The following is a 23905-nucleotide window of genomic DNA, read 5'->3' on the forward strand; positions in this document are numbered from 1 at the left end:
GGCGCCGGGGCTGGCCGGCGCCGCGTCGCGTCAGCCGAGCGACGCGCTGTAGGCGTCGGCGCTCAGCAGCTCGTCCAGTTCGGCCGCATTGTCCGGCTTGATGACGAACATCCAGGCGCCGTAGGGATCTTGATTGACCGATTCAGGCTGGTCGGCGACCGGGGCATTGACCGCGGTGACCGTCCCCGACACCGGGGCGTGGATGTCGGAGGCCGACTTGACCGATTCGATCACCGCCATCGCCTCGGTGCGGGCGACGGTGCGGCCGACATCGGGCAGCTGCAGAAAGACCACATCTCCGAGGGCATCCTGCGCGTGGTCGGTGATGCCGACCGTCACGGTGCCATCCTGTTCGACCCTGACCCATTCGTGTGTGTCGGTGTAGCGAAGATTGTCCGGATGATTCATTGCTGTTTCCTGGTGGGTTTGACCGGGCGAGATTGTAGCCGCGCAGGACCGTCAGCGGCCGCCTGCTAGAATCCCAAAGTTATGAATGCCGATCTGCACTGTCACTCCTGCCACTCCGACGGCGTACTGTCGCCGGCCGCGCTCGCCGCGCGCGCCGCGGCCAATGGCGTCGAACTGTGGTCGCTCACCGATCACGACAACCTGGGCGGACTCGACGAAGCGCGCGAGCAAGCGCGTGCGCTGGGCATGCGGTTCATCGACGGCGTCGAGATCTCCGTCACCTGGCACGGCACCACCATCCACGTCGTCGGGCTCGGCATCGATCCGCGCCACGCGCCGCTGGAGCAGGGGCTGGCCAGCGTGCGCAGCGGCCGCGACGAGCGCGCATTGCGCATGGCCGATGCGCTGGAAGCGCTGGGCGTGCGCGACGCCTACGCCAACGCGATGCGCCATGCCGGCAATCCGTCGCTCGTCGGTCGGTCACACTTCGCACGCGTGCTGGTCGAGCAGGGCTATGCGCCGGACGTGCATGCGGTGTTCCGCGACTATCTGGTGCGCGGTCGCCCGGGCTACATCGAACACCAATGGACGGCGCTGGAGCAGGCGGTGGCGTGGATACGCGGCGCTGGCGGCGTCGCCGTGGTCGCCCATCCGGGCCGCTATCGCATCTCCGGCGATCAGTTGCTGCGCCTGCTGGGCGACTTCCGCGATGCCGGAGGGCAGGCCATCGAGGTGGTGTCCGGCTCGCACGGCGAGGCCGAGGTCAGGCATTTCGCCCGGCTGGCCCGCGATTTCGGTTTCTACGCCTCGCGCGCGTCCGACTTCCATGCGCCGGACGAAAGTCCGATCGACCTCGGACGAGGCGCCCATCTGCCCGCCGGTGTCGAACCGGTGTGGCATGCGCCTGAGCTCGGTTCGCGTGCCGCCTGTCCGGCCTGACGCCGCTTTTCCACACCCTTTGACGAATACATCCACGTGGCACAGCTTTTCACCGTACATCCGGACAATCCGCAACCCCGTCTGATACGACACGCCGCCGACATCCTCCGGGATGGCGGGCTGGCGGCCATTCCGACCGACTGCGCCTGGTCGCTGGTCGGGCATGTGGGCGACGCCCGCGTGCTCGAGCGCATCCGCCGCATCCGTGACGTGGACGTGCATCACCACTTCACGATGATGTGCCGTGATCTGTCGGACATCGCCAACCTCGCCAAGGTCGATAACGCTCAGTTCCGGCTTCTGAAGAGTGCGACGCCGGGGCCCTATACCTTCATTCTGGAGGCGACGCGGGAGCTGCCGCGGCGCATTCTCCATCCGAAGCGCAAAACGATCGGCCTGCGGGTGCCGGACCATCCGGTCGTGTCGGCATTGCTGGAGGCGCTGGGCGAACCGCTGCTCGGCTCGACCTTGCTGCTGCCGGGCGAGGAGCTTCCGCTGACCGACGCCGAGGACATCCGCGAGCGCCTGCAGCACGAGCTCGATCTGGTGATCGACGCCGGTCACTGCGGTACGCAACCGACTTCGGTGATCGACCTGTCGTCGGGCACGCCCGAACTGGTACGCGCCGGCGCGGGCGACGTCGCGCGCTTCGGCCTGGACTGACGTGCCGGCCGCGTTCTGCTAGCATCCGCCCGCCTATGGACGAAAGCATTGCACGCTTGGCGGTCATCGTGCTGCCGGTCGTGCTTGCCATTACGCTGCACGAGGCGGCCCACGGATACGCCGCACTGATGAAGGGGGACCCGACCGCGCATCTGGCCGGCCGGATCACCGCCAACCCCTTGAAGCACATCGATCCGGTCGGCACGATACTGGTGCCGCTGGTCATGTATTTCGTCGGCGCGATGGCGGGTCACGAGGGCCTGCTGTTCGGCTGGGCCAAGCCGGTGCCGGTCGATTTCTCGCGGCTGCGTCGCCCGAAGCAGGACATGTTCTGGGTTGCGGCAGCCGGTCCGGCCGCCAATCTGGTGATGGCACTGGGCTGGGGGCTGGCAATGAAGCTGGCACTCGGCATGCCCGGTCACTACTTTGCCGAGCCGCTGCTGCTGATGGCCAAGGCCGGCATACTGATCAATCTGGTGCTGATGGTGCTGAACCTTCTGCCCATACCGCCGCTCGACGGCGGACGCATCATGGTGAGCCTGCTGCCGCGCGGTCCGTCCATGGTGTTCGCGCGCATCGAGCCTTACGGCATGTTCATCCTGATCGCGCTGCTGGTGTCGCACGTACTCGACGACATCCTGCGTCCGCTGCTCGTACTGGCGAACGCGCTGCTGATGTCCCTGCTTTTCTGAACCGGATGAATCGATAACATGTACGCAGAACGCGTTCTTTCCGGCATGCGCCCCACCGGTCGCCTGCATCTTGGTCACTACCACGGCGTGCTGAAGAACTGGGTCAAGCTGCAGCACGAATACCCCTGTCTGTTCTTCGTTGCCGACTGGCATGCGCTGACCACCAATTACGAAGACACGCAGGTGATCGAGCGCAGCGTGTGGGACATGCTGATCGACTGGCTTGCCGCGGGTGTCGATCCCAACCAGGCGACGCTGTTCATCCAGTCGCGGGTGCCGGAGCACGCCGAACTGCATCTGCTGCTGTCGATGATGTGTCCGCTCGGCTGGCTGGAACGGGTGCCGACCTACAAGGACCAGCAGGAAAAGCTGGCCGACAAGGATCTGGCGACCTACGGCTTCCTCGGCTATCCGTTGCTGCAGTCGGCCGATATCCTGATCTACCGCGCCAATCTGGTGCCGGTGGGCGAGGACCAGGTGCCGCACGTCGAACTGACGCGCGAGGTGGCCCGTCGCTTCAACCATCTGTACGGCCGCGAGCCCGGTTTCGAGGACAAGGCGCGTGAGGCGGTGAAGAAGCTGGGCGGCAAGCGCGGCAAGCTGTACGAGGAACTGCGCCGCCTGTACCAGCAGGAAGGCAAGGAAGACGCGCTGGCGCAGGGCAAGGCGCTGCTAGAGGAGGCGCAGAGCCTGAGTCTGGGCGACCGCGAGCGTCTGTACGGCTATCTGGAAGGCGGCGGCAAGATGATCCTGGCCGAGCCGGGCGCACTGCTGACCGAGGCGGCCCGCATGCCGGGTCTGGACGGGCAGAAGATGTCCAAGTCCTACAACAACACGCTGATGCTGCGTGAAGAACCCGAGGTCGTCACCAAGAAGATCCGCGGCATGATGACCGATACCCAGCGCGTGCGCCGTACCGATCCGGGTGATCCGGACCGCTGCCCGGTGTGGCAATTCCATGTGATCTACTCGGACGACTCGGTCAAGCAGTGGGTACAGGAAGGTTGCCGCTCGGCCGGCATCGGTTGCCTGGAGTGCAAGCAGCCGGTGATCGACGCGGTGCTGAAGGAACAGGCGCCGATCCACGAGCGCGCGAAGCAGTACGAGGAAGATCCGATGCTGTTGCGCAACATCGTCGCCGATGGCTGCGAACGGGCGCGCAAGCTGGCGTCGGAAACGATGCGCGACGTGCGCGAGGCCATGGGCCTGAACTACGCCTGATGTCCGGCGAGGCGCTCATCGCTGAACCGGTGCCGGCCGAAACGGCTGCGCCACCGGCGCGCCTGTATGGCGAGGCGCTGGAAAAACTTCCGCTCGACCTGTACATTCCGCCCGACGCGCTCGAAGTGTTCCTGGACGCGTTCCAGGGGCCGCTCGATCTGCTGCTCTACCTGATACGCAAGGCCAACGTCGATATCCTCGACATTCCGATGGCGCCGCTGACCGCGCAATACCTCGTCTACGTCGAGGCGATGCGCTCGCAACGCCTGGAACTGGCGGCGGAATACCTGCTGATGGCGGCCATGCTGCTCGAGATCAAGTCTCGCATGCTGCTGCCGCGGCCGCCGCGTGAAGCCGCCGACGAGGGCGAGGATCCGCGCGCTGAACTGGTACGCCGGCTGATCGAGTACGAACAGATGAAGGCGGCCGCGCTGGCGCTGGACGCGATTCCACGCATCCAGCGCGAGCACGAGTGGGTCGGCGTGCAGGTGGCCGAGCGGCTGGTCGAGATCCAGCCGAACGTGAGTGCGACCGATCTGCAGCTGGCCTGGCTGGCGCTGATGCGCCGTGCCGACATGACCCGCCATCACAAGGTCACGCGCGAGGCGCTGTCGGTGCGTGAGTTCATGTCCGGCATCCTGCGTCGGCTGCACGAAGAAGGTGATCTGCGCTTCGACCAGTTGTTCGAGGTTGGCGCGCCGGCCGCCCAGATGGTGGTGAATTTTCTCGCGGTGCTCGAACTGGCCCGCGAGAACCTGATTGAACTGCTTCAGCTCGAAGCCTTTGCGCCGATTTATGTCCGAACTGCCCGAACAGCCGCAGTCGCCGAGCCCGTCTGAGGTCAAGCGCGTACTCGAAGCCGCGCTGCTCGCCAGCCAGGACGCGATGAGTACCGGCGAACTGCGCAAGCTGTTCGAACAGGAGCTCGACCACGCGTTGATCCGTCGTCTGCTCGACGAGTTGCGCGAGGACTGGGCGGGGCGGGGCATCGAACTGGTCCAGGTGTCGTCCGGCTGGCGTTTCCGCACCACCGCGGACGTTCAGCCCTACCTGGATCGACTGAAGAATGAAAAGCCCGCGAAGTATTCCAGAGCGGTGCTGGAAACGCTGGCGATCATTGCGTACCGCCAGCCGGTGACGCGCGGCGATATCGAGGACATCCGCGGTGTGGCGGTGTCGCCGGGCATCATCAAGGCGCTCGAAGGGCGCGGCTGGATAGACAGCGTGGGTTACCGCGAAGTCCCCGGCCGGCCGGCGCTGTATGCAACGACACGACGTTTTCTCGACGACCTGGGCCTGCGCACGCTCGCTGAGCTGCCGCCGCTGGCCGAACTACAGAAGGTGATGGAATTCAATGATGCAAGGTAGACGCAGGCCGGGCGCCGGTGGCGAGGTCAATGGCAACGTGGCCAATTACCGCTCGCAGGACAGCAAGAACAAGCGGCGCGGCCCGGTGGTGTTCAACGAACCGCAGAAGCTGCACAAGATGCTGGCGGACATGGGCCTGGGTTCGCGCCGCGAACTGGAAGACTGGATCGTCGCCGGCCGCATCAGCGTCAACTCGCTGCCGGCGCACGTGGGTCAGCGCGTCGGGCCGGAGGACAAGGTCCGCGTCAATGGCAAGCTGATCCACATCCACTTCGCCCAGCGTGCGCCGCGCGTGCTGATCTACCACAAGCCGGAAGGCGAAATCGTGTCGCGCGACGACCCGGAAGGCCGTCCGTCGGTGTTCGACAAGCTGCCCAAGGTGGGGGGTGGCCGCTGGATCGCGGTCGGTCGCCTCGACTTCAACACTTCGGGTCTGCTGGTCTTCACCACCAGCGGCGAGCTGGCCAACAAGCTGATGCATCCGAGCTACGAGCTCGAACGTGAGTACGCGGTGCGGCTGATCGGGGAGCTCTCGCCGGAACAGTCGAAGAAGCTGACCGACGGCATCGAGCTCGAAGATGGCATCGCCAAGTTCAATTCGCTGGCCGACGGCGGCGGCGAAGGTTCGAACCACTGGTACCGCGTCACGCTGTCCGAAGGCCGCAACCGCGAGGTGCGTCGTATGTTCGAGGCGATCGGTCTGACCGTGAGCCGACTGATGCGCGTGCGCTATGGCCCGTTCGAGCTGCCGCGACGTCTGGCGCGCGGCAAGTCGGAGGAGCTCAAGGCGGAACAGGTCGAGAAGCTGTTGTCGGTGGTGCCGGCCAAGGGCAAGCAGCGCAAGGGGCCGGTAGACGAAGTCCGGCCGCCGGTCGACGGCGAAACGCCGACGTCGCCCAAGCGCGGCCGTCGCCGCGGTCCGCGCAAGCCGCGTGAAGCCGGTGAGGGTGGCAATCGCGCTGCGCCGCAACAGGGCGCACCGTCGCCGCAAGGTGGCGAGGGCGACACCCCGGCCCGCAAGCGCGCGCCGCGTCGCCGTCGCCGCTCGTCGGCCAAGCCTGCGGCAGGCGGCGGAGAGGCCTGACGACATACCACCGTTGGGCGGGGCCGTCCATCCTTGCAGCTTGAGGGGATGGATGGCCTCTGTTACACTCCTCGGCTTGTTGCGCTGGCCCGGCCGGCGTTTTTCGATGGGCGGTCAGCCCATTTTTTATTTGTACATCCGGAAGTGTGTTGCTGGGATGAGTGTTGCGGAACTGATCGAGCAGGCGGTAACTGGGCTCGGCTACGAATTCGTCGATCTTGAAACCTCGCCAAGAGGCCGTCTGCTGCGTGTCTTCATCGACACCGACAAGGGCATCATGGTGGATGACTGCGTCACGGTGAGCAATCACCTGACCCGCCTTTTCATGGTCGAAAACGTCGATTACGACCGTCTTGAAGTGTCCTCCCCGGGGCTTGATCGCCCGCTGCGCAAGACCGCCGACTTCGTTCGCTTCACCGGGCAGGAGGCGCAGCTGCGCCTGCGCGTGCCGGTGGGCAATCAACGCAATTTCACCGGTCGACTGGCCGGCGTGGCCAACGACCGGCTCACCCTCGAGATCAAGGGCGAAGCCCACGAGTTCGAACTGTCGCAGATCGAACGTGCCCGCCTGGTGCCGGACTTTGAACGCAAGCAGGAGTTGAAACGATGAGTCGCGAGATTCTGTTGCTGGTCGATGCACTGGCACGCGAAAAGAATGTGTCCCGCGAAGTGGTTTTCGGCGCTCTCGAAACCGCACTGGCTTCGGCCACCAAGAAGCGCACCCATGACGACGCCGACGTGCGCGTGTCGATCGACCGCGAAACCGGCGAGTACGAAGCCTTCCGTCGCTGGCACGTGCTGCCGGACGAACTGGTCGAGAACGACGAGGCCGAGATCGGCCTGATCGACGCCCGCGAGCAGATCGCCGACATCCAGGTCGACGACTACATCGAAGAAGCCCTGGAGCCGGTCGATTTCGGCCGCATCGGTGCGCAGGCCGCCAAGCAGGTCATCCTGCAGCGCATCCGTGATGCCGAGCGCGAACAGATCCTGAACGACTTCCTTGAGCGCAAGGACCATCTGGTCACCGGCACCATCAAGCGCATCGAGCGCGGCAATGCCATCGTCGAAGTGGGCCGCCTGGAGGCGCTACTGCCGCGCGAACACATCATTGCCCGCGAGAACCTGCGTGTCGGCGACCGCGTCAAGGCAGTGCTGCTGCGTGTCGATCGCCAGGCGCGTGGCCCGCAGATCATCCTGTCGCGTACCGCGCCCGAGTTCATCATGAAGCTGTTCGAGCTCGAAGTGCCGGAGATCGAAGACGGCCTCATCGAGATCAAGGGCGCCGCCCGTGACCCGGGCATCCGCGCCAAGATCGCTGTCAAGTCGAACGATCCGCGCGTCGATCCGCAAGGCACCTGCATCGGCATGCGCGGTTCGCGCGTGCAGGCGGTGACCAACGAGCTGGGCGGCGAGCGCGTCGACATCATCCTGTGGTCGCCTGATCCGGCGCAGTTCGTCATCGGCGCGCTGGCGCCGGCCGAAGTCGCCTCCATCGTGGTGGATGAGGACGCACACAGCATGGACGTGGTGGTCAGCGAAGACAACCTCGCGATTGCCATCGGTCGCAGCGGCCAGAACGTGCGCCTCGCGTCCGAGCTGACCGGCTGGAAGATCAACCTGATGACGGTCGAGCAGTCGGCCGCCAAGTCCGACGCCGAGAACGCCGCCATCCGCCTGCTGTTCATGGCCAAGCTGGACGTGGATGAGGAAGTGGCGGACATCCTGATCGAGGAAGGCTTCTCGACGCTGGAGGAAGTGGCTTACGTGCCGCTGGCCGAAATGCTCGAGATCGAGGCGTTCGACGAAGATACGGTGAACGAACTGCGTACCCGCGCACGTAACGTGCTGCTGACCGAAGCCATCGTCGACGAAGAGCAGCTGGAGCAGGTCGATGATGCCCTGCTGGCGCTGGACGGCATGGACAAGCAGCTGGCGGCGCAGCTGGCGCGTGCCAATGTGCGCACGCGCGATGATCTGGCTGATCTCGCTGTTGATGAACTGGTCGAGATCGCCGGCATCGATGCTGCGCGCGCGACATCGCTGATCACCACTGCGCGCGCGCACTGGTTTGAATAATTGAGGACGGTATGGCGTTGATGAGTGTTTCCCAGTTTGCGACCGAGCTGAAAATCCCCGCGGCCGCGCTGCTTGAGCAGCTGAAGCAGGCCGGTGTGGACAAGAAGAGCGAAGGCGATTCGCTGACCGAGCAGGACAAGACGCGCCTGCTCGACTACTTGCGGCGTCAGCACGGCGATACGGCGGGAAAGACCAAGATCACGCTGACCCGTCGTCAGACCACCGAGATCAAGGCGACCAATTCGTCCGGTCAGGCGCGTACCGTACAGGTCGAAGTGCGCAAGAAGCGCGTGCTGGTCAAGCGCGATCCGGCCGAACTGCTGGCCGAAGAAGCTGCGCAGGCAGCGGCGACCGAAGAGGTCGCGGCAGACGTCGTGGCGGAGGAGGCGACTTTTGTCCCCGAGCCCGAGCCGACGCCGGTGGTGCCGGAACCGGTGCTCGAAGTGGCGCCGGAACCTGAGCCCGAACCCGAGCCGGAACCTGAGCCCGAACCCGAACCCGCGCCGGTTGAGACGCCCGAGCCGGTGGCCGAAAGCGCCCCGGAAGCCGTGGCCGAGGCCGCTGCGCCGACCGAGCCGCGTCCGCTGACCGCGCGCGAACGCGAAGCCAAGCGCCACTCCGAACTGCTCGCCCATCAGGCGCGTGAGCTCAAGGAGAAGCAGGAACGCGAAATCCGCATGCGCCAGGAGACGGAAGCCCGTCTGGTGCGCGCGCAAGCCGAAGCCGAAGCGAAGGCTAAAGCGGAGGAAGAGGCGAAGGCTGCGGCCGCGAAGGCGCCTGCCGGAACGCTGCACAAACCGGCCAAGCCGGACGACAAGGCAGCCAAGAGCAAGCCCGCTGCGCCCGCTGCAGCCAAGGCCAAGCCGGGTTCGAACTGGAAGGACGACGCCGCCAAGCGCCGTCAGATCAAGACGCGCGGCGACGCCGGTACCGGCGGCTGGCGTGGTGGCCCGAAGGGCCGCAACCATCGCGACCACGATCAGGGCCAGCAGCAGGCGCCGATCGAGGCCGTCGTGCGCGAAGTGCTGGTGCCGGAAACGATTTCCGTCGCCGACCTCGCCCACAAGATGGCGATCAAGGCGACTGAACTGATCAAGGTGCTGATGAAGCTCGGTCAGATGGTCACGATCAACCAGGTGCTGGACCAGGAAACCGCAATGATCCTGGTCGAGGAAATGGGCCACGTCGCCAAGCCGGCCAAGCTGGACGATCCGGAAGCCTTCCTCGGCGAAGCCGACGAAGAGCACAAGGATGTCGAACTGCTGCCGCGCGCACCGGTCGTCACCGTCATGGGTCACGTCGATCACGGCAAGACCTCGCTGCTCGACTACATCCGCCGTGCCCGTGTGGCGGCCGGCGAAGCGGGCGGCATTACGCAGCACATCGGCGCCTATCACGTCGATACGCCGCGCGGCATGATCACCTTCCTCGACACCCCGGGCCACGAGGCCTTCACGGCGATGCGTGCCCGCGGTGCGAAGGCGACCGACCTGGTCATCCTGGTGGTCGCCGCCGACGACGGCGTGATGCCGCAGACGCGCGAAGCCATCCATCATGCAAAGGCCGCCGGCGTGCCGATGGTTGTCGCGATCAACAAGATCGACAAGCCGGAAGCCAACCCGGACCGCGTGAAGCAGGAACTGGTGGCCGAAGGTGTGGTGCCGGAAGAATACGGTGGTGACTCGCCCTTCATCCCGGTGTCGGCGAAGAAGGGTACGGGCATCGACGAACTGCTCGAGAACGTGCTGCTGCAGGCCGAGGTGCTGGAGCTGAAGGCGCCGAAGGATGCGCCGGCGCGCGGTCTGGTGATCGAAGCGCGTCTCGACAAGGGCAAGGGTCCGGTCGCGTCGGTGCTGGTGCAGTCCGGTACGCTGAAGCGCGGCGACATCCTGCTGTGCGGTCAGGTATTCGGCCGTGTGCGCGCCATGCTGGACGAGTCCGGCAAGGCGATCAGCGAAGCGGGTCCGTCGATCCCGGTGGAAATCCAGGGTCTGTCCGACGTGCCCGCCGCCGGTGACGAGGCGATGGTGCTGGCCGACGAACGCAAGGCGCGTGAAATTGCACTGTTCCGTCAGGGCAAGTTCCGCGACGTGAAGCTGGCGAAGCAACAGGCCGCCAAGCTGGAATCGATGTTCGAGCAGATGGGCGAGGGCGAAGTCCGCGTGCTGCCGCTCATCATCAAGGCTGACGTTCAGGGTTCGCAGGAAGCGCTGGTGCAGTCGCTGATGAAGCTGTCCACCGACGAAGTGCGCGTGCAGGTGATTCACGCCGCGGTTGGTGCGATCTCGGAAACCGACGTGAACCTGGCGCAGGCTTCCAAGGGCGTCATCATCGGCTTCAACGTCCGCGCCGATGTCGGTGCGCGCAAGCTGGCCGAGAACTTCGGTGTCGATCTGCGTTACTACACCATCATCTACGAAGCGGTCGATGAGGTGAAGGCTGCGCTGTCGGGCATGCTGGCGCCGGAAAAGCGCGAACACGTGCTCGGTACGGTGGAAATCCGCCAGGTGTTCCGCGGTACCAAGATCGGCACGATTGCCGGTTGTATGGTGCTTTCGGGTCTGGTCAAGCGTGGCGCCAGCGCCCGCCTGCTGCGCAACAACGTGGTGGTGTGGACCGGCGAGCTCGATTCGCTCAAGCGCTTCAAGGACGACGTCAAGGAAGTCAAGGAAGGTTACGAGTGCGGCTTGTCGCTGCGCGGTTACAACGAGATCGAAGAAGGCGACCAGCTCGAGGTCTTCGAAATCCAGGAAATCGCGCGCAAGCTCGCCTGAGCCTGACGCCCACACGCAATGGCCGAACGTTATGCACGCAGTGACCGAGTGTCGGAAGCGATCCGCCGAGAACTGGCTCAGCTGATCGCGACCGAACTGAAGGACCCGCGCGTCGGCATGGTGTCGCTGACCGCGGTCGAACTGACGCCGGACTATGCGCACGCCAAGATCTACTACAGCACGCTGGCCGAAGGTGATGCGCAGAAGCTGATACACGAAGGTCTGGTGCGCGCGTCCGGCTTCCTGCGCCGGGAGATCGGTCGCCGCGTGCGCATACACACCACGCCGCAGCTGCACTTCGTGCATGACCAGACGATGGAGCGTGCCGACCAGTTGTCGCGCCTGATCGACAAGGCCCTGCATTCCGGCCCCTCCACCGGCGAGGATTGAGTTGCAGCCACGCTCGCGCTGGAAGGCGATCAACGGTGTGCTGTTGCTCGACAAACCCATAGGTCTCAGTTCAAACGACGCGCTGCAGAAGGCGCGTCGTCTGTTTCAGGCCGCCCGCGCCGGACACACCGGTACGCTCGATCCGCTGGCCAGTGGTCTGCTGCCGGTCTGCTTCGGCGAGGCGACCCGCTTTGCCGGGCTGATGCTGGATGCCGACAAGGAGTATGTCGCCCAGGTACGGCTCGGTGTGCGGACGACGACCGGGGACGCCGAAGGCGAGGTACTCGAAACCCGCACAGTCGAGATCGACGAAGCTGCGCTGCGCCGCGCCGTCGATGCGCATACCGGCGACATCGAGCAGATTCCGCCGATGCACTCTGCGCTCAAGCACGCCGGCAAGCCGCTCTACGAATACGCCCGCGCAGGCGAGACCATCGAGCGGGCGGTGCGCCATGTACGCATACACGAGATCGAACTGCTGGATGTCGCGCTGCCGTCATTCTCGATGCGCGTGCTGTGCAGCAAAGGTACCTACATCCGTACGCTGGCCGAAGACATCGGTGCGATGCTGGGCTGTGGTGCGCATCTGACCGGACTGCGCCGCACGCGCACCGGGCCCCTGCGGCTCGATCGTGCGGTGACGCTTGAGCAGATCGCCGCGCTCGACGAGGACGCGCGCGCGTCGCTGTTGTATCCCGCCGACATCCTGTTGCAGGACATGCCGCTCTGCCGGATTGCCGACGCGGATGCGCAGCGCCTGATCAACGGTCAGTCGGTGCCGCTTTCAGCGGTCGACACGGACATTGCGTTGCAAGAAGAAGGCGTGTTGCGCGCCTATGCCGGACCGGTTTTTCTCGGTCTGGTCGTTGTACGCGGCGCCCGCTTGCGGGTGAAGCGTCTGTTGCCACAGGAAAGTGCGCAAAAGCCTTGAAATGGGCTTGAGATTGCGCAACTGTGGCGTATAATTTTGGGTTTTCCAAACGAGAGAGTTTAGATCAATGGCTATCGTTTCCGCCGACAAAGCCCGCATCGTGGCCGACTTCCAGCGCGCGGCCGGCGATACGGGGTCGCCCGAAGTTCAAGTCGCCCTGCTGACCGCACGCATCAACGACCTGACCGGTCACTTCAAGGAACACGTCAAGGACCACCACTCGCGTCGTGGTCTGCTCAAGATGGTGAGCCAGCGTCGCAAGCTGCTCGACTACCTGAAGCGCACCAACGCCGACAGCTATCGTTCGCTGATCGGTCGCCTCGGTCTGCGCAAGTAATTGCATCCGCAGGCAATGTCCAGGCCTCCTGAGGCTTGACACCACATACCGGCGTGAGTCCTTGGCGGCTCCGCCGGTTTGTTTTTTCTGGCGGGCGGACGATGCCCGTCACTTATCGAATCGAAAGGAATCGACTTGCTTAACGCTACCCGCAAGGAATTCATGTTCGGCACCCAGAAAGTGGTGCTGGAAACCGGCGAGATCGCGCGTCAATCGAGCGGCGCCGTCATCGTAAACGTCGAAGAAACCGTCGTGCTGGCGACCGTCGTGGCCCAGAAGTCGGCAAAGGCCGGCCAGGATTTCTTCCCGCTCACCGTTGATTACGCAGAAAAGTTCTATGCCGCCGGCCGTATCCCCGGTGGTTTCTTCAAGCGCGAAGGCCGCCCGACCGAGAAGGAAACGCTGACCTCGCGCCTGATCGATCGCCCGATCCGCCCGCTGTTTCCCGAAGGCTTCTACAACGAAGTCCAAGTCATCGTTCAGGTGCTGTCGCTGAATCCGGAAGTCGATGCCGACATCCCGGCCATGATCGGTGCATCCGCCGCACTGGCGATCTCCGGCATCCCGTTCAGCGGTCCGATCGGCGCCGCTCGCGTGGGCTATATCGACGGTCAGTACATCGTGAACCCGACTGCCTCGCAGCTGAAGGACAGCAAGCTGAATCTGGTCGTCGCCGGCACCGAAGCAGCCGTGCTGATGGTCGAGTCGGAAGCGATGGAGCTGTCGGAAGAAGTCATGCTGGGCGCTGTGGTCTATGGCCACGAGCAGATGCAGGCCGCGATCAATGCGATCAATGAACTGGTCGAAGTCGCCGGCAAGCCGGAGTGGGACTGGCAGGCGCCGGCCCGCGACGAAGCGCTGTGGAACCGCATTTCCGAGCTGGCCGAAGCCAAGCTGCAGGATGCCTACCGCATCACCCAGAAGCAGGTGCGCAGCCAGAGCGTGAACGCGCTGCGCGACGAAGTGATCGCCGCGCTGACCGCCGACGCCGCCACGGCGCCGGACGTGAACACGATCAAGAACTACTTCTTCGACATGGAAGCGCGCATCGTGCGCAGCCGCATCCTGAACGGCGAGCCGCGCATCGACGGTCGCGACACGCGCACCGTGCGTCCGATCGCCATTCGCAACAGCGTGATGCCGCGCACCCACGGTTCGGCGCTGTTCACGCGCGGCGAGACGCAGGCGCTGGTCATCGCCACGCTGGGCACCGGCCGCGACGAGCAGATCATCGACGCGCTGGGCGGCGAGTACCGCGACCGCTTCATGCTTCACTACAACATGCCGCCGTTCGCCACCGGTGAAACCGGCCGCTTCGGCGCACCGAAGCGCCGCGAGATCGGCCACGGCCGTCTGGCCAAGCGCGCGCTGCTCGCCGTGCTGCCGTCGCCGGAAGAGTTCAGCTACTCGATGCGCGTGGTGTCGGAAATTACCGAATCGAACGGTTCGTCGTCGATGGCTTCGGTGTGCGGCGGTTCGCTCGCACTGATGGACGCCGGCGTGCCGCTGAAGGCTCATGTCGCCGGCATCGCGATGGGCCTGATCAAGGACGGCAACCGTTTTGCCGTGCTGACCGACATCCTCGGCGACGAAGATCACCTCGGCGACATGGACTTCAAGGTGGCCGGTACCGACAGCGGCATCACCGCGCTGCAGATGGACATCAAGATCCAGGGCATCACCAAGGAAATCATGCAGGTTGCGCTGGCCCAGGCCCACGAAGCGCGCAAGCACATTCTCGGCATCATGCAGCAGTCGATGTCGGGCGCCCGTGAGGGCGTGTCGACCTACGCACCGCGCCTGTTGACGATGAAGATCAATCCGGAAAAGATCCGCGACGTGATCGGCAAAGGTGGTGCAGTGATCCGCGCGCTGACCGAAGAGACCGGTGCAACGATCGACATCGGCGACGACGGCACCATCACCATCGCATCGGTGAATTCGGAAGCGGCCGAGCACGCCAAGCGCCGCATCGAGGCCATCACGGCCGAAGTGGAAGTGGGCAAGGTCTATGACGGCACGGTGCTGCGTCTGCTGGATTTCGGCGCCATCGTCAGCGTGCTGCCGGGCAAGGATGGTCTGCTGCACATTTCGCAGATCGCCAACGAGCGCATCGCCAACGTTGCCGATCACCTGAAGGAAGGTCAGCAGGTGAAGGTGAAGGTGCTCGAGACCGACGAGAAGGGCCGCATCCGCCTGTCGATGAAGGCACTGCTGGCTGCGCCGGAGGCAAACGGCGAGCAGGGCTGATGTACTGCGGGGCGTCCGGCGAATTTCTTTGAAGATATTTCGCTGAAACGCTCTGCAGGCATTGACCGCACCCCGGTCGGCCGGTAATATCTCGGCCTCTCGGGGTGTAGCGCAGCCCGGTAGCGCGCTTGCTTTGGGAGCAAGATGTCGGGGGTTCGAATCCCTCCACCCCGACCATAATCGGTCCGCAACACCGTTCTTAGTACCTGCCCGTAGCTCAACTGGATAGAGCAACGGCCTTCTAAGCCGTAGGTTGCGGGTTCGATTCCTGCCGGGCAGGCCAGCAAAGGCCTGAGAGAGTTTCAAAGCGGTTGCCGTTTGGCAGTCGTCCCAGTGGTGGCTGTAGCTCAGTTGGTAGAGTCCTGGATTGTGATTCCAGTTGTCGTGGGTTCGAGTCCCATCAGCCACCCCACCAAATTCCCCTGTTGTTGATTGTGCGAGTCCTTCGCGCCGGCATTCGCCGCGCGCGAGGCGCTCGTCGTCATGGCATGTGCCGAGGCATCGCATCGTGCGGCGATGGCGGAGCGCACTCCCCGGCCATCGCCGCCGTCGGCGTTCAGCCCGCAGCGCTCTGCAGGTAGTTCTGTTCACCCATCAGCTTGATCAGGCGCAACTGCTGTTCCAGCCAGTGCGCGTGGTCCTCTTCGGTGTCCTTCAGCATCGGCAGCAGCAGATCGCGGGTGACGTAGTCCTGCTCCTTCTCGGTCAGCGCCATCACTTCGCGCAGGTGCTTCACGACGGAGATCTCGACCGCCAGATCGTTCTCGAAAATGCTGACGACGTCGTGTCCGACGTTCAGCGGGGCGGGCTTCATGTCAGGCGTACCGCTCAGCATCAGGATGCGGCGTATCAGCGCGTCGGCGTGGCCGGTCTCGTCATCCATTTCATGCGCGATACGCGCGGCCGCCTTGCTGAAGCCCCATTCGTCGAGCATGCGCGAATGGATGAAGTACTGGTCGCGTGCCGCCAGTTCGTAGACCAAGAGCGCGTTCAGCGCGTCGAGGATGACCTGCTTTCCTTGCATGGCTTATCTCACTTCCCGGATGTCCGGCGCATATGAAGATTGTTCGATGATGCGCCCATTCTGGCTTCTGTGTTGGGTTTGATGGCAACCGGCGAAATCGTGGCGCAAACCGTTTCCATTCGCAGTCGCCATGTCGGTCGTGCTTCGCGGCGGTGCACTCAGTTCGACGCGACGCCGCCCAGCGCTTCTTCGAGGTGATCGATCAGGCGGCTGACTTCGCCGGTCATCAGCGCGAAATCGGTGTCGAAGCGCTCCGCTTCGTCGCCGCTGCCGTCGTCGTTTTCGGTCAGCACGTCCAGCGGGGCCACACGCTTCACCGCGAGGTTCTCGGTCAGTGTGAAGGACACGCGGTCCATCCAGCTCAGCGCCAGACGGGTGCACTGCTTGCCGGCTTCGATGTGACGGCGCAGGTCGTCCGCTTCCAGCGCATGGCGCACGTAGCGCACGGTGGCTTTGGACTGCGTGCTGGAGCGCAGTTCGGTGTCCTGATCGATGCTGAAGCCGGCGGGCGCCTCGTCGGCGGCCAGCCAGGAGGTCATCGCTGACACCGGCGACAGCGCGGTCTGCAGCGGGCGGGCGCCCAGCTGTTCGACACACTCGTTCAGCAGCTGCATCACCTCGTCGCCCTTGGCGCTGGCCGCTGCGTCGACAACGATGCGACCCTTGACCGGGTCTATCCACACCTGCGTATCGCGCCAGATGGCGAAGGCGCGCGGCAGCAGTTCGTTGGTGACGCTGTCCTTCAGCTCGCGCATTTCCTTTCGGCCGGGCTTGTAGCCCTGCTTTTCCTCGATTTCCTGGGCACGGGCCTTGGCCACCTGATTGATGACGGTGGCCGGCAGCAGCTTCTTCTCGGTGCGCAGCGTGATCAGCATCTGGCCGCCGACTGCATGCACCAGCGTGCCGTTGTCGCGCGGCGACATCCAGCCCATGCGCTGCATCTCCACGCTGCTGCCCGGCTGGAAGGCCTTGGCGGCGAGCTTTTCGTCGAGCTGTTCAGGGGCGAGCGCGAAGGGAGCGGTGAGGCGGTAGATCTGCAGGTTCTTGAACCACATGGCGTCGGGCAAAAAGGGACGCAGTGTATATGAGTGGAGTCGGGCGGCAGGCGCTGCCGCGTCGGTGGGCGCATGTCAATATCGACGGGCGCGCCCCTCTCCGTGCACACTAGCGGCCTTCCGCGCGGCGCGTGCCGCGCTCCCGTTCCGCTGATTCACTCCGATGACGACTCCCAGCTACAACGCCGCTGAAATCCAGGTGCTCGAAGGCATCGCGCCGATCCAGAAGCGGCCGGACATGTACACCCGGACCGAAAGTCCGAACCACATCATCCAGGAAATGATCGACAACGCCTGCGACGAGGCGCAGGGCGGCTTCGCCGACGGCATCCGCGTCGTGATGCACGGCGACGGCTCGGTGTCGGTCGAGGACAACGGTCGCGGCATTCCGGTCGATATCCACCCGACCAAGAAGGTGCCTGCGATCGAGGTCATCTTCACCATCCCGCACTCGGGCGGCAAGTTCGAGGGCAAGGCCTACAAGATCGCCGGCGGCCTGCACGGCGTCGGCGTGACGGTGACCAATGCGCTGTCGACGCGGCTGGAGGCGACGGTCAAACGCGGTGGCAAGGAACATTCGATCACCTTCGATCACGGTATTTCGCAGGGTCTGACCGAAGTCGGCAGCTGCCCGAAGTCGCATACCGGCACTCGCGTGCGCGCCTGGCCGGACCCGAAGTACTTCGCCAGTTCGAAGGTAAAGCGTGCCGACATCGAGCACCTGCTGCGCGCCCGCAGTGCGATGCTGCCCGGCGTGCGCATCCGCTTCGAGGACGAGGAAAGCGGGGCGGTGCAGGAGTGGCAGTACGCCAACGGTCTCGAAGGCTATCTGCGCGAGGAGATCGGCGACGCGAAGTGCGAGCTGTTCTGCGGTGCGCGCACGGCGATCGCAGGCTACGACGAGGGCGAGGGCGCCGAATGGGCGATCGCCTTCCCCGAGGGCGTGTCGGTGCGCGAATCCTTCGTGAACCTGATCCCGACGCCGGGCGGCGGCATGCACGAATCGGGCATGCGGCAGGCGCTGTTCGAATCCGTGAAGGACTACGCCACCCACCACGGCCTGATGCCGGCCAAGCTCGCGCTGCAGTCTGAAGACGTATCGCAGCACGCCAGCTATGTGCTGAGCGCCAAGGTGCTGGAGCCGCGCTTCCAGGGCCAGACCAAGGACAAGCTGAACAACCGCGAGGCGGTGAAGCTGGTGTACGAGGCGATCAAGGACACGCTGGACCGCTGGCTGAACGACCACGCGACCGAGGCGCAGCGCATCGCCGGCCTGGCGATCAAGAGTGCGCAGACGCGGGCGCGCGCAGGCAAGGTGGTGGAGAAGCGTGCAGGTTCCGGTGTCACGCTGCTGCCGGGCAAGCTCACCGACGCCACCGGCACGTCGCCGGAGCAGAACGAAATCTTCCTGGTCGAGGGCGACTCGGCCGGTGGCAGCGCCAAGCAGGCGCGCGACCGCCAGTTCCAGGCGGTGCTGCCGCTCCGCGGCAAGGTACTGAACACCTTCGAGATCGACTCGTCGGAAATCTTCGCCAACAACGAGGTGCACGACATCGCGGTGGCGCTGGGCATCGACCCGCACAAGCCGGATGCGCCGGACGCGGTGCTGGACGGCCTGCGCTACCACAAGATCATCATCCTGTCGGACGCCGACGTCGACGGTGCGCACATCCAGACGCTGCAGCTCACGCTCTTCCTGCGCCATTTCCCGAAGCTGATCGAGCGCGGCCACGTGTTCATCGGCCAGCCGCCGCTGTACTGCGTGAAGATCGCGCCAACCAAGACGCGACCGGCGCGCCGCCTTTACGCACTGGACGAGGCCGAGCGCGACACCATACTGGCCAATCTTATCGCCGACGGCATCAGTGAGAGTGCGCTGACGGTGAGCCGCTTCAAGGGCCTGGGCGAAATGAACCCGGACGAGCTGAAGGAAACCGCGATGAACCCGGAAACGCGGCGGCTCATCCGCATCACCCAGGGGGCCGACCCCGATCTGGTGCTGAACACCTTCACCATGCTGATGGGCAAGAAAGAAGCCGAACGCCGCCGCCGCTGGATGGAACTGGAAGGCGACAAGGTGGTGCCGGATGCGTGAGGAGGGCAGGGGCTAGGGACTAGGGGCGAGGGGCGAGGGGCTGGAGCGCCGCGCGGTTTTGCATCCAACTCGTGTGGCGAAGCCACACCTACTCTCTGGTCCCTAGCCCCTCATCCCTAGCCCCTGGTTCCTGACCCCTAGCCCCTCATCCCTAGCCTCTCCGAACAAACAACGAAACCCCCGGAGCACTCCGTTGACTGACAACCTGTTCGAACCCGACATCGCCGACATTCCGGTCGATGCGCACGCGGCGCAGGCCTATCTGACCTATGCGATGTCGGTGGTGACCTCGCGCGCGCTGCCGGGGCTGGAAGACGGCATGAAGCCGGTGCAGCGTCGCATCCTGTACGCGATGGACGGCTTCGCCCGGCCGGATGCCGCGCACAAGAAATCCGCGCGCGTGGTCGGCGACGTGATCGGCAAGTACCACCCGCACGGCGATTCGTCGGTGTACGAAGCCATGGTGCGGCTGGCCCAGCCCTTCACGCTGCGCTATCCGCTGATCGACGGTCAGGGCAATTTCGGCTCGATGGACGGCGACAACGCGGCCGCGATGCGTTACACCGAGTGCCGTCTGACGCCGTTCGCGCGCCACGTGCTGCTGTCCGAACTGAACGCCGGCGTGATCGAGTTCCAGCCGAACTACGACGGCACGCAGCAGGAGCCATCGCTGCTGCCGGCAAGGCTGCCGGTGGTACTGGCCAATGGCGCCTCCGGCATCGCGGTCGGCATGGCCTGCGAAATCCCGCCGCACAACCTGCGCGAAATCGGCGACGCCACCTGCAAGCTGCTGATCGATCCGCGCATGCCGGACGACGACGTGATCGACTGCTTCCAGGGGCCGGACTTCCCGAACGGCGCCACGCTCATTTCGTCGCGCGAGAGCATCGTCGCGGCCTACAAGGAAGGGCGCGGCTCATTCCGCATGCGGGCCAATTACGAGGTCGAGGCGCTGGCGCGCGGCCAGTGGCAGATCGTGGTCACCGCACTGCCGCCCGGCGTGAGTACCGGTGCCGTGATGAGCCGCATCGACGACCTCGCCAACCCCAAGCCCAAGGGCGACAAGAAGAAGATCAGCGACGACCAGGCGCGCACCAAGACGCTGGCCACCTCGCTGATCGATTCGGTGCGCGACGAATCGGACGCGCGCCATCCGGTGCGTCTGGTGATCGAACCGAAGTCGCGCGCGGTGAGCCAGGAAGACCTGCTGGCCTTCCTGTTCGCCTATACCGATCTCGAGTGCAATGCGAGCCTGAACCTGACGCTGCTCGACACCCACCGCCGCCCCGGCCAGATCGGTCTGCCGGCGGTGCTGCGCCAGTGGTGCGACTACCGCCTCGCCGCCGTATCGCGCCGCCTCACGCAGCGCATCGCCGACATCGACGAGCGCATGCACATCCTCGATGGCCGGCTGGCCATCCTGCTCGACATCGACCGCGCGATCGCCATCATCCGCGCCGCCGACGATCCGAAGGCCGACCTGATGGCCGGCTTCGGCATTACCGAGCGTCAGGCCGAAGACGTACTGGAAATCCGGCTGCGCCAGCTGGCGAAGCTGGAGGCCATCAAGCTGCAGGGCGAGCGCGACGCGCTGGACGCCGAACGCACCGGTCTGCTCGGCATTCTCGGCAGCGACGCGGCACTGCGTACCTTCGTGCGCGACGAAGTGCGCGCCGACGTCGAGCGTTTCGGCGACGAGCGCCGCACGCTGATCAATGCCGATGCGCAGGCGACCCGCACGCGCGAAGTGCCGCAGATCGACGAGGCGGTCACCGTAATCGTGTCGCGCGGCGGTTTCGGCCGGCTGCGCTCCGGCCATGACGTCGACGAGGCCGCGCTGACCTGGAAGGCGGACGACGGTCCGCTCGCGGTGCTGAAGTGCCGCACCGTGTGGCCGGTCGTGCTGATCGACGGCGACGGCCGCAGCTACACCATCAAGCCGACCGATCTGCCGAGCGGCAAGGGCGACGGCGTGCCGGTGTCCTCGCTGGCCGATCTCGCCGGCAAGAAACTGGTGGCGGCGCTGACCGGCGAGCCGGGCAGCCGTTTCCTGGTGGCGTCCGACGGTGGTTACGGCTTCGTCTGCGCGATCGAGGACATGGTGAGCCGCCAGCGCGCCGGCAAGGCCTTCCTGAACACCGACGGCAGCACTGCGCTGCCGCCGGTGAAACTGCGATCGGGCGACAAGTGGGTGGTCGCGCTGGGCGGCGACCGCCTGCTCGCCTTCCCGCTGGAGGAGATGAAGGAGCTGTCGGGCGGCAAGGGCGTCAAGATCATGACCTTGCCCGACGGCGAGTTGCTGCAACTGCTCGACGTGTTCCGCGAACGTCTGGCGCTCACCGTACCCGGCTCGCGCGGCCGGCCGAAAACGCTGAACATCGACGAAGCGTCGCTGATGAACTGGCGCGGCGTGCGGGCGACCAAGGGCAGGAAGCTCGAAGGCTGAACGGCACGCAGCGTCTGCAGGCTCCCGTGGGAGCGAGCTTGCTCGCGATTGCAGCGGTTGATGAAGGGGGCGCTCTGTAGATGCAGCATCGCTGGCGGCGTCAGTCACCCGCGCGGCGCTGACCCCGCACGCGGCACCGTGACGGTGAACGCGCTGCCGTGACCGGGGCGTGAGCGCACCTCGAGTGCGTGGCCGAGTGCGTCGGCTTGACCGCGCGCCAGCGCCAGTCCGAGGCCCTGTCCTTCGTCGTGACGGGCGCTGCGGTCGTCGAAGCGGCGATAGGGAACGAAGATGAGCGGCAGATGTTCGGCGGCGATTCCGGGCCCGGTGTCCCATACCTGCAGTTCGACGTCGTTGCCGCGTGGCCGGGCGGCGACCAGGACGCGGCCGCGCTCGGTATAGCGCACCGCGTTCGACACCAGGTTGTCGAGAATGGACTGCAGCATCATCGCGTCGCTGTCCACCACCCGCGCCGTCGGACGGAAGCGCAGGTCCAGCCCCTTTTCCTGCGCCAACGGCACGAACTGCGCGGCGCAGGCCGCCCACACCTCGGACAGCGGCACCGCCCGCCGCAGCACACGGGCCTCGCCCGCTTCCAGGCGCGACAGTTCGAGCAAGCGCGTGAGCTGTCTGCTCATCGCACGCACCGCGGCGTCCATGCCGCCGCAGACTTCGTCCAGCACATCGCGGCTGAGACCGGTGGGATCCTGCGAGCGCAGGTAGCGCACATGCAGCCCGACCGCATGGACCGGCTGGCGCAGGTCGTGCGTGACGCCGGCCAGAAAGAGGTTCTTGGCGCGCATCGCCGCCTGCACGGCGTCGCGTTCCTGTCGCAGATCGTCGGCCAGCCGGGCATTCTGGCGCGTCAGCATCAGCGCGTTGCGCATCGTTGCATGCGCGTTGCGGCCGAAGGACACCAGTACCAGCAGGTAGAACAGGAAGGTGAGGCCGCCGCCGATGTTGATCAGCCCGCCCATCAGCCATGACTTGACGATGAAGGGCAGTAGCGCGCACACGAGGTAGAGGTTGAGCGCGCGCGGCAGGGCGGTGGTGGCGGTGACCGCGCCGCCGGCCATGCCGGCCAGCATGGCGACGCTGAAGAAGTCCATGAAAGGGTCGCGCCCCTCGTAGCCGAGCCAGGGCAGCAATCCCCAAGCCAGACCGGTGAGCCCGGCGACGGCGGTGTAGGCCGTCTCGGCGCGGTCGAGGCCGTCGCCCTGCAGCGTGGGCAGCTGCGGCCGCGACTGGCGCACCAGCGCGTAGCGCAGGCCGACCAGCAGCCAGATCGCGGCCAGCCAGAGCCAGACGATGCCATGACCCTGGGCGCTGACCAGTACCGCGGACGCGGTCAGCGACACCGCCAGATTGCCGGCGACGATGGTGGGCGTGTGACCGAAGAGCACGCCCAGCAGGTCGCGCCGGACGGCGTCCGAATCGCCGGGCGACGTGGCGTCGTCGAGCGTGGCGGATGTTCCGGTCATGGTAGTTTCCGCAGTCATGGACGCCCGCGAGATTAGCATCGTCGTTGCAGAAGACCACGCGCTGGTGCGCCAGGGCTTGCGTCTGATGCTGTCGGCCGAACCGCGCGTGCGCTGGCTGAGCGACTGCGGCGACGGCGAGCGGGCGCTCGAGCTGGTGCGCAATCTGTCGCCCGACGTGCTGCTGCTCGATCTCGGCCTGCCCGGTCTGGACGGCCTTGGCGTAATGCAGGCCATCGCCGCCGCGGGTCTGGCGACGCGGGTGCTGGTGGTGACCGCGCGCCAGGACGCCGCCTCTTTCCAGGCCGCCCTGGCATTCGGCGCCCAGGGCTACATGCTGAAGACGGACGACGCCGACGCGCTGGTCGCTGCAATGATGAAGGTGTCCGAGGGCGGCTATTACGTGAGCCCGGAACTGGCGACCCTGTTCGGCCACGGCATGGACGCCGCGCACGAGGGACTGACCTCGCGCGAAATGGACATTGCCGGGCGTGTCGGGCGCGGTCTGTCGAGCAAGCAGATCGGCGTCGAACTGGGCATTTCGGAACACACCGTGCGCAAGCACCGCGAAAACATCGCGCGCAAGCTCGGACTGCGCAATGCAGCCGAACTGGTGGCCTGGGCCGTGCGACACCGGCTGCCCGAAGCGTGAGCAATTCCCTGCCTGCCCG

At 65.5% G+C, this 23905-nt stretch carries 21 protein-coding genes and 3 tRNA genes; 20 read left to right on the top strand and 4 right to left on the bottom strand.

What is annotated here, in order from left to right; translation table 11 throughout:
• Window positions 1-30: 30 nt before the first annotated feature.
• Window positions 31-408 (bottom strand): glycine cleavage system protein GcvH, encoded by a 378-nt coding sequence (gene gcvH, locus WDZ97_RS04160; RefSeq protein ID WP_304003352.1) that lies wholly within the window; start codon window positions 406-408, stop codon window positions 31-33.
• Window positions 409-489: 81 nt separating this feature from the next.
• Here gcvH and WDZ97_RS04165 point away from each other — a divergent pair, with 81 nt between their 5' ends.
• From WDZ97_RS04165 to WDZ97_RS04245, 17 genes are all read left to right on the top strand, one after another.
• Window positions 490-1347: a 3',5'-nucleoside bisphosphate phosphatase gene (locus tag WDZ97_RS04165; RefSeq protein ID WP_425761879.1), complete on the top strand. Its 858-nt coding sequence runs from the start codon at window positions 490-492 to the stop codon at window positions 1345-1347.
• Between the two features lie 36 nt (window positions 1348-1383).
• Window positions 1384-2010 carry an L-threonylcarbamoyladenylate synthase gene (locus WDZ97_RS04170; protein WP_304003355.1) on the top strand — a complete coding sequence of 209 codons (627 nt, stop codon included), beginning with the start codon at window positions 1384-1386 and terminating at the stop codon, window positions 2008-2010.
• Window positions 2011-2045: 35 nt separating this feature from the next.
• Window positions 2046-2702 (top strand): site-2 protease family protein, encoded by a 657-nt coding sequence (locus tag WDZ97_RS04175; protein WP_304003357.1) that lies wholly within the window; start codon window positions 2046-2048, stop codon window positions 2700-2702.
• Window positions 2703-2720: 18 nt separating this feature from the next.
• Window positions 2721-3923 (top strand): tryptophan--tRNA ligase, encoded by a 1203-nt coding sequence (locus tag WDZ97_RS04180; protein ID WP_304003358.1) that lies wholly within the window; start codon window positions 2721-2723, stop codon window positions 3921-3923.
• Complete coding sequence (locus WDZ97_RS04185; protein ID WP_304003359.1) at window positions 3923-4762, top strand: segregation and condensation protein A; 840 nt, start codon at window positions 3923-3925, stop codon at window positions 4760-4762. Before WDZ97_RS04180 ends, WDZ97_RS04185 begins: the two co-directional genes overlap by 1 nt.
• Window positions 4719-5291: an SMC-Scp complex subunit ScpB gene (gene scpB / locus WDZ97_RS04190; protein ID WP_019918072.1), complete on the top strand. Its 573-nt coding sequence runs from the start codon at window positions 4719-4721 to the stop codon at window positions 5289-5291. The genes WDZ97_RS04185 and scpB overlap by 44 nt, the downstream gene beginning before the upstream one ends.
• Complete coding sequence (gene rluB / locus WDZ97_RS04195) at window positions 5278-6375, top strand: 23S rRNA pseudouridine(2605) synthase RluB (protein ID WP_425761880.1); 1098 nt, start codon at window positions 5278-5280, stop codon at window positions 6373-6375. Before scpB ends, rluB begins: the two co-directional genes overlap by 14 nt.
• Window positions 6376-6532: 157 nt before the next feature.
• A complete protein-coding gene (gene rimP / locus WDZ97_RS04200) occupies window positions 6533-6985 on the top strand; it encodes a ribosome maturation factor RimP (RefSeq protein ID WP_304003401.1) in 453 nt (150 codons plus the stop codon).
• Window positions 6982-8454 carry a transcription termination factor NusA gene (gene nusA / locus WDZ97_RS04205; RefSeq protein WP_019918077.1) on the top strand — a complete coding sequence of 491 codons (1473 nt, stop codon included), beginning with the start codon at window positions 6982-6984 and terminating at the stop codon, window positions 8452-8454. The genes rimP and nusA overlap by 4 nt, the downstream gene beginning before the upstream one ends.
• Window positions 8455-8465: 11 nt before the next feature.
• Entirely contained in the window at window positions 8466-11228 is a 2763-nt protein-coding gene (gene infB, locus WDZ97_RS04210) for a translation initiation factor IF-2 (RefSeq protein WP_304003362.1), read from the top strand.
• Window positions 11229-11246: 18 nt separating this feature from the next.
• Window positions 11247-11618 carry a 30S ribosome-binding factor RbfA gene (gene rbfA / locus WDZ97_RS04215; protein WP_304003363.1) on the top strand — a complete coding sequence of 124 codons (372 nt, stop codon included), beginning with the start codon at window positions 11247-11249 and terminating at the stop codon, window positions 11616-11618.
• 1 nt (window position 11619) lies between these two features.
• Window positions 11620-12549, top strand: a complete 930-nt coding sequence (truB, locus tag WDZ97_RS04220) for a tRNA pseudouridine(55) synthase TruB (protein ID WP_425761881.1) — start codon at window positions 11620-11622, stop codon at window positions 12547-12549.
• A 67-nt stretch (window positions 12550-12616) separates the two neighbouring features.
• Complete coding sequence (gene rpsO / locus WDZ97_RS04225) at window positions 12617-12886, top strand: 30S ribosomal protein S15 (RefSeq protein ID WP_020164862.1); 270 nt, start codon at window positions 12617-12619, stop codon at window positions 12884-12886.
• Between the two features lie 162 nt (window positions 12887-13048).
• The gene (pnp, locus tag WDZ97_RS04230) at window positions 13049-15136 is read left to right on the top strand and encodes a polyribonucleotide nucleotidyltransferase (protein WP_304003402.1); all 2088 of its coding nucleotides are present in this window, start codon (window positions 13049-13051) and stop codon (window positions 15134-15136) included.
• 100 nt (window positions 15137-15236) lie between these two features.
• A tRNA-Pro gene (locus tag WDZ97_RS04235) sits at window positions 15237-15313 on the top strand.
• Window positions 15314-15342: 29 nt separating this feature from the next.
• Window positions 15343-15419, top strand: a tRNA-Arg gene (locus WDZ97_RS04240).
• 53 nt (window positions 15420-15472) lie between these two features.
• Window positions 15473-15548 (top strand) — tRNA-His (locus WDZ97_RS04245).
• Window positions 15549-15692: 144 nt separating this feature from the next.
• Here the strand turns inward: WDZ97_RS04245 and bfr are convergent.
• Together bfr and WDZ97_RS04255 are read right to left on the bottom strand one after the other, a co-directional pair.
• Window positions 15693-16160 (bottom strand): bacterioferritin, encoded by a 468-nt coding sequence (gene bfr / locus WDZ97_RS04250; protein ID WP_341421203.1) that lies wholly within the window; start codon window positions 16158-16160, stop codon window positions 15693-15695.
• 158 nt (window positions 16161-16318) lie between these two features.
• A complete protein-coding gene (locus tag WDZ97_RS04255) occupies window positions 16319-17215 on the bottom strand; it encodes a recombination-associated protein RdgC (protein ID WP_296811796.1) in 897 nt (298 codons plus the stop codon).
• 163 nt (window positions 17216-17378) lie between these two features.
• On the opposite strand from WDZ97_RS04255, the gene WDZ97_RS04260 reads away from it, so the two are divergent.
• Window positions 17379-19310, top strand: a complete 1932-nt coding sequence (locus WDZ97_RS04260) for a DNA topoisomerase IV subunit B (RefSeq protein WP_425761882.1) — start codon at window positions 17379-17381, stop codon at window positions 19308-19310.
• Between the two features lie 193 nt (window positions 19311-19503).
• On the top strand, window positions 19504-21756 hold the full coding sequence (gene parC, locus WDZ97_RS04265; RefSeq protein ID WP_425761883.1) for a DNA topoisomerase IV subunit A: 2253 nt from the start codon (window positions 19504-19506) through the stop codon (window positions 21754-21756).
• Between the two features lie 104 nt (window positions 21757-21860).
• Here the strand turns inward: parC and WDZ97_RS04270 are convergent, their stop codons facing one another.
• Entirely contained in the window at window positions 21861-23237 is a 1377-nt protein-coding gene (locus WDZ97_RS04270; RefSeq protein WP_304003373.1) for a sensor histidine kinase, read from the bottom strand.
• Here WDZ97_RS04270 and WDZ97_RS04275 point away from each other — a divergent pair.
• A complete protein-coding gene (locus WDZ97_RS04275; RefSeq protein WP_425761884.1) occupies window positions 23236-23886 on the top strand; it encodes a response regulator in 651 nt (216 codons plus the stop codon). The two genes, WDZ97_RS04270 and WDZ97_RS04275, sit on opposite strands and share 2 nt — an antisense overlap.
• Window positions 23887-23905: the final 19 nt, after the last annotated feature.

Origin of the sequence: Methyloversatilis sp. MC4-4, from assembly GCF_049843555.1 — a bacterium.
Lineage (GTDB): Bacteria > Pseudomonadota > Gammaproteobacteria > Burkholderiales > Rhodocyclaceae > Methyloversatilis > Methyloversatilis discipulorum_B.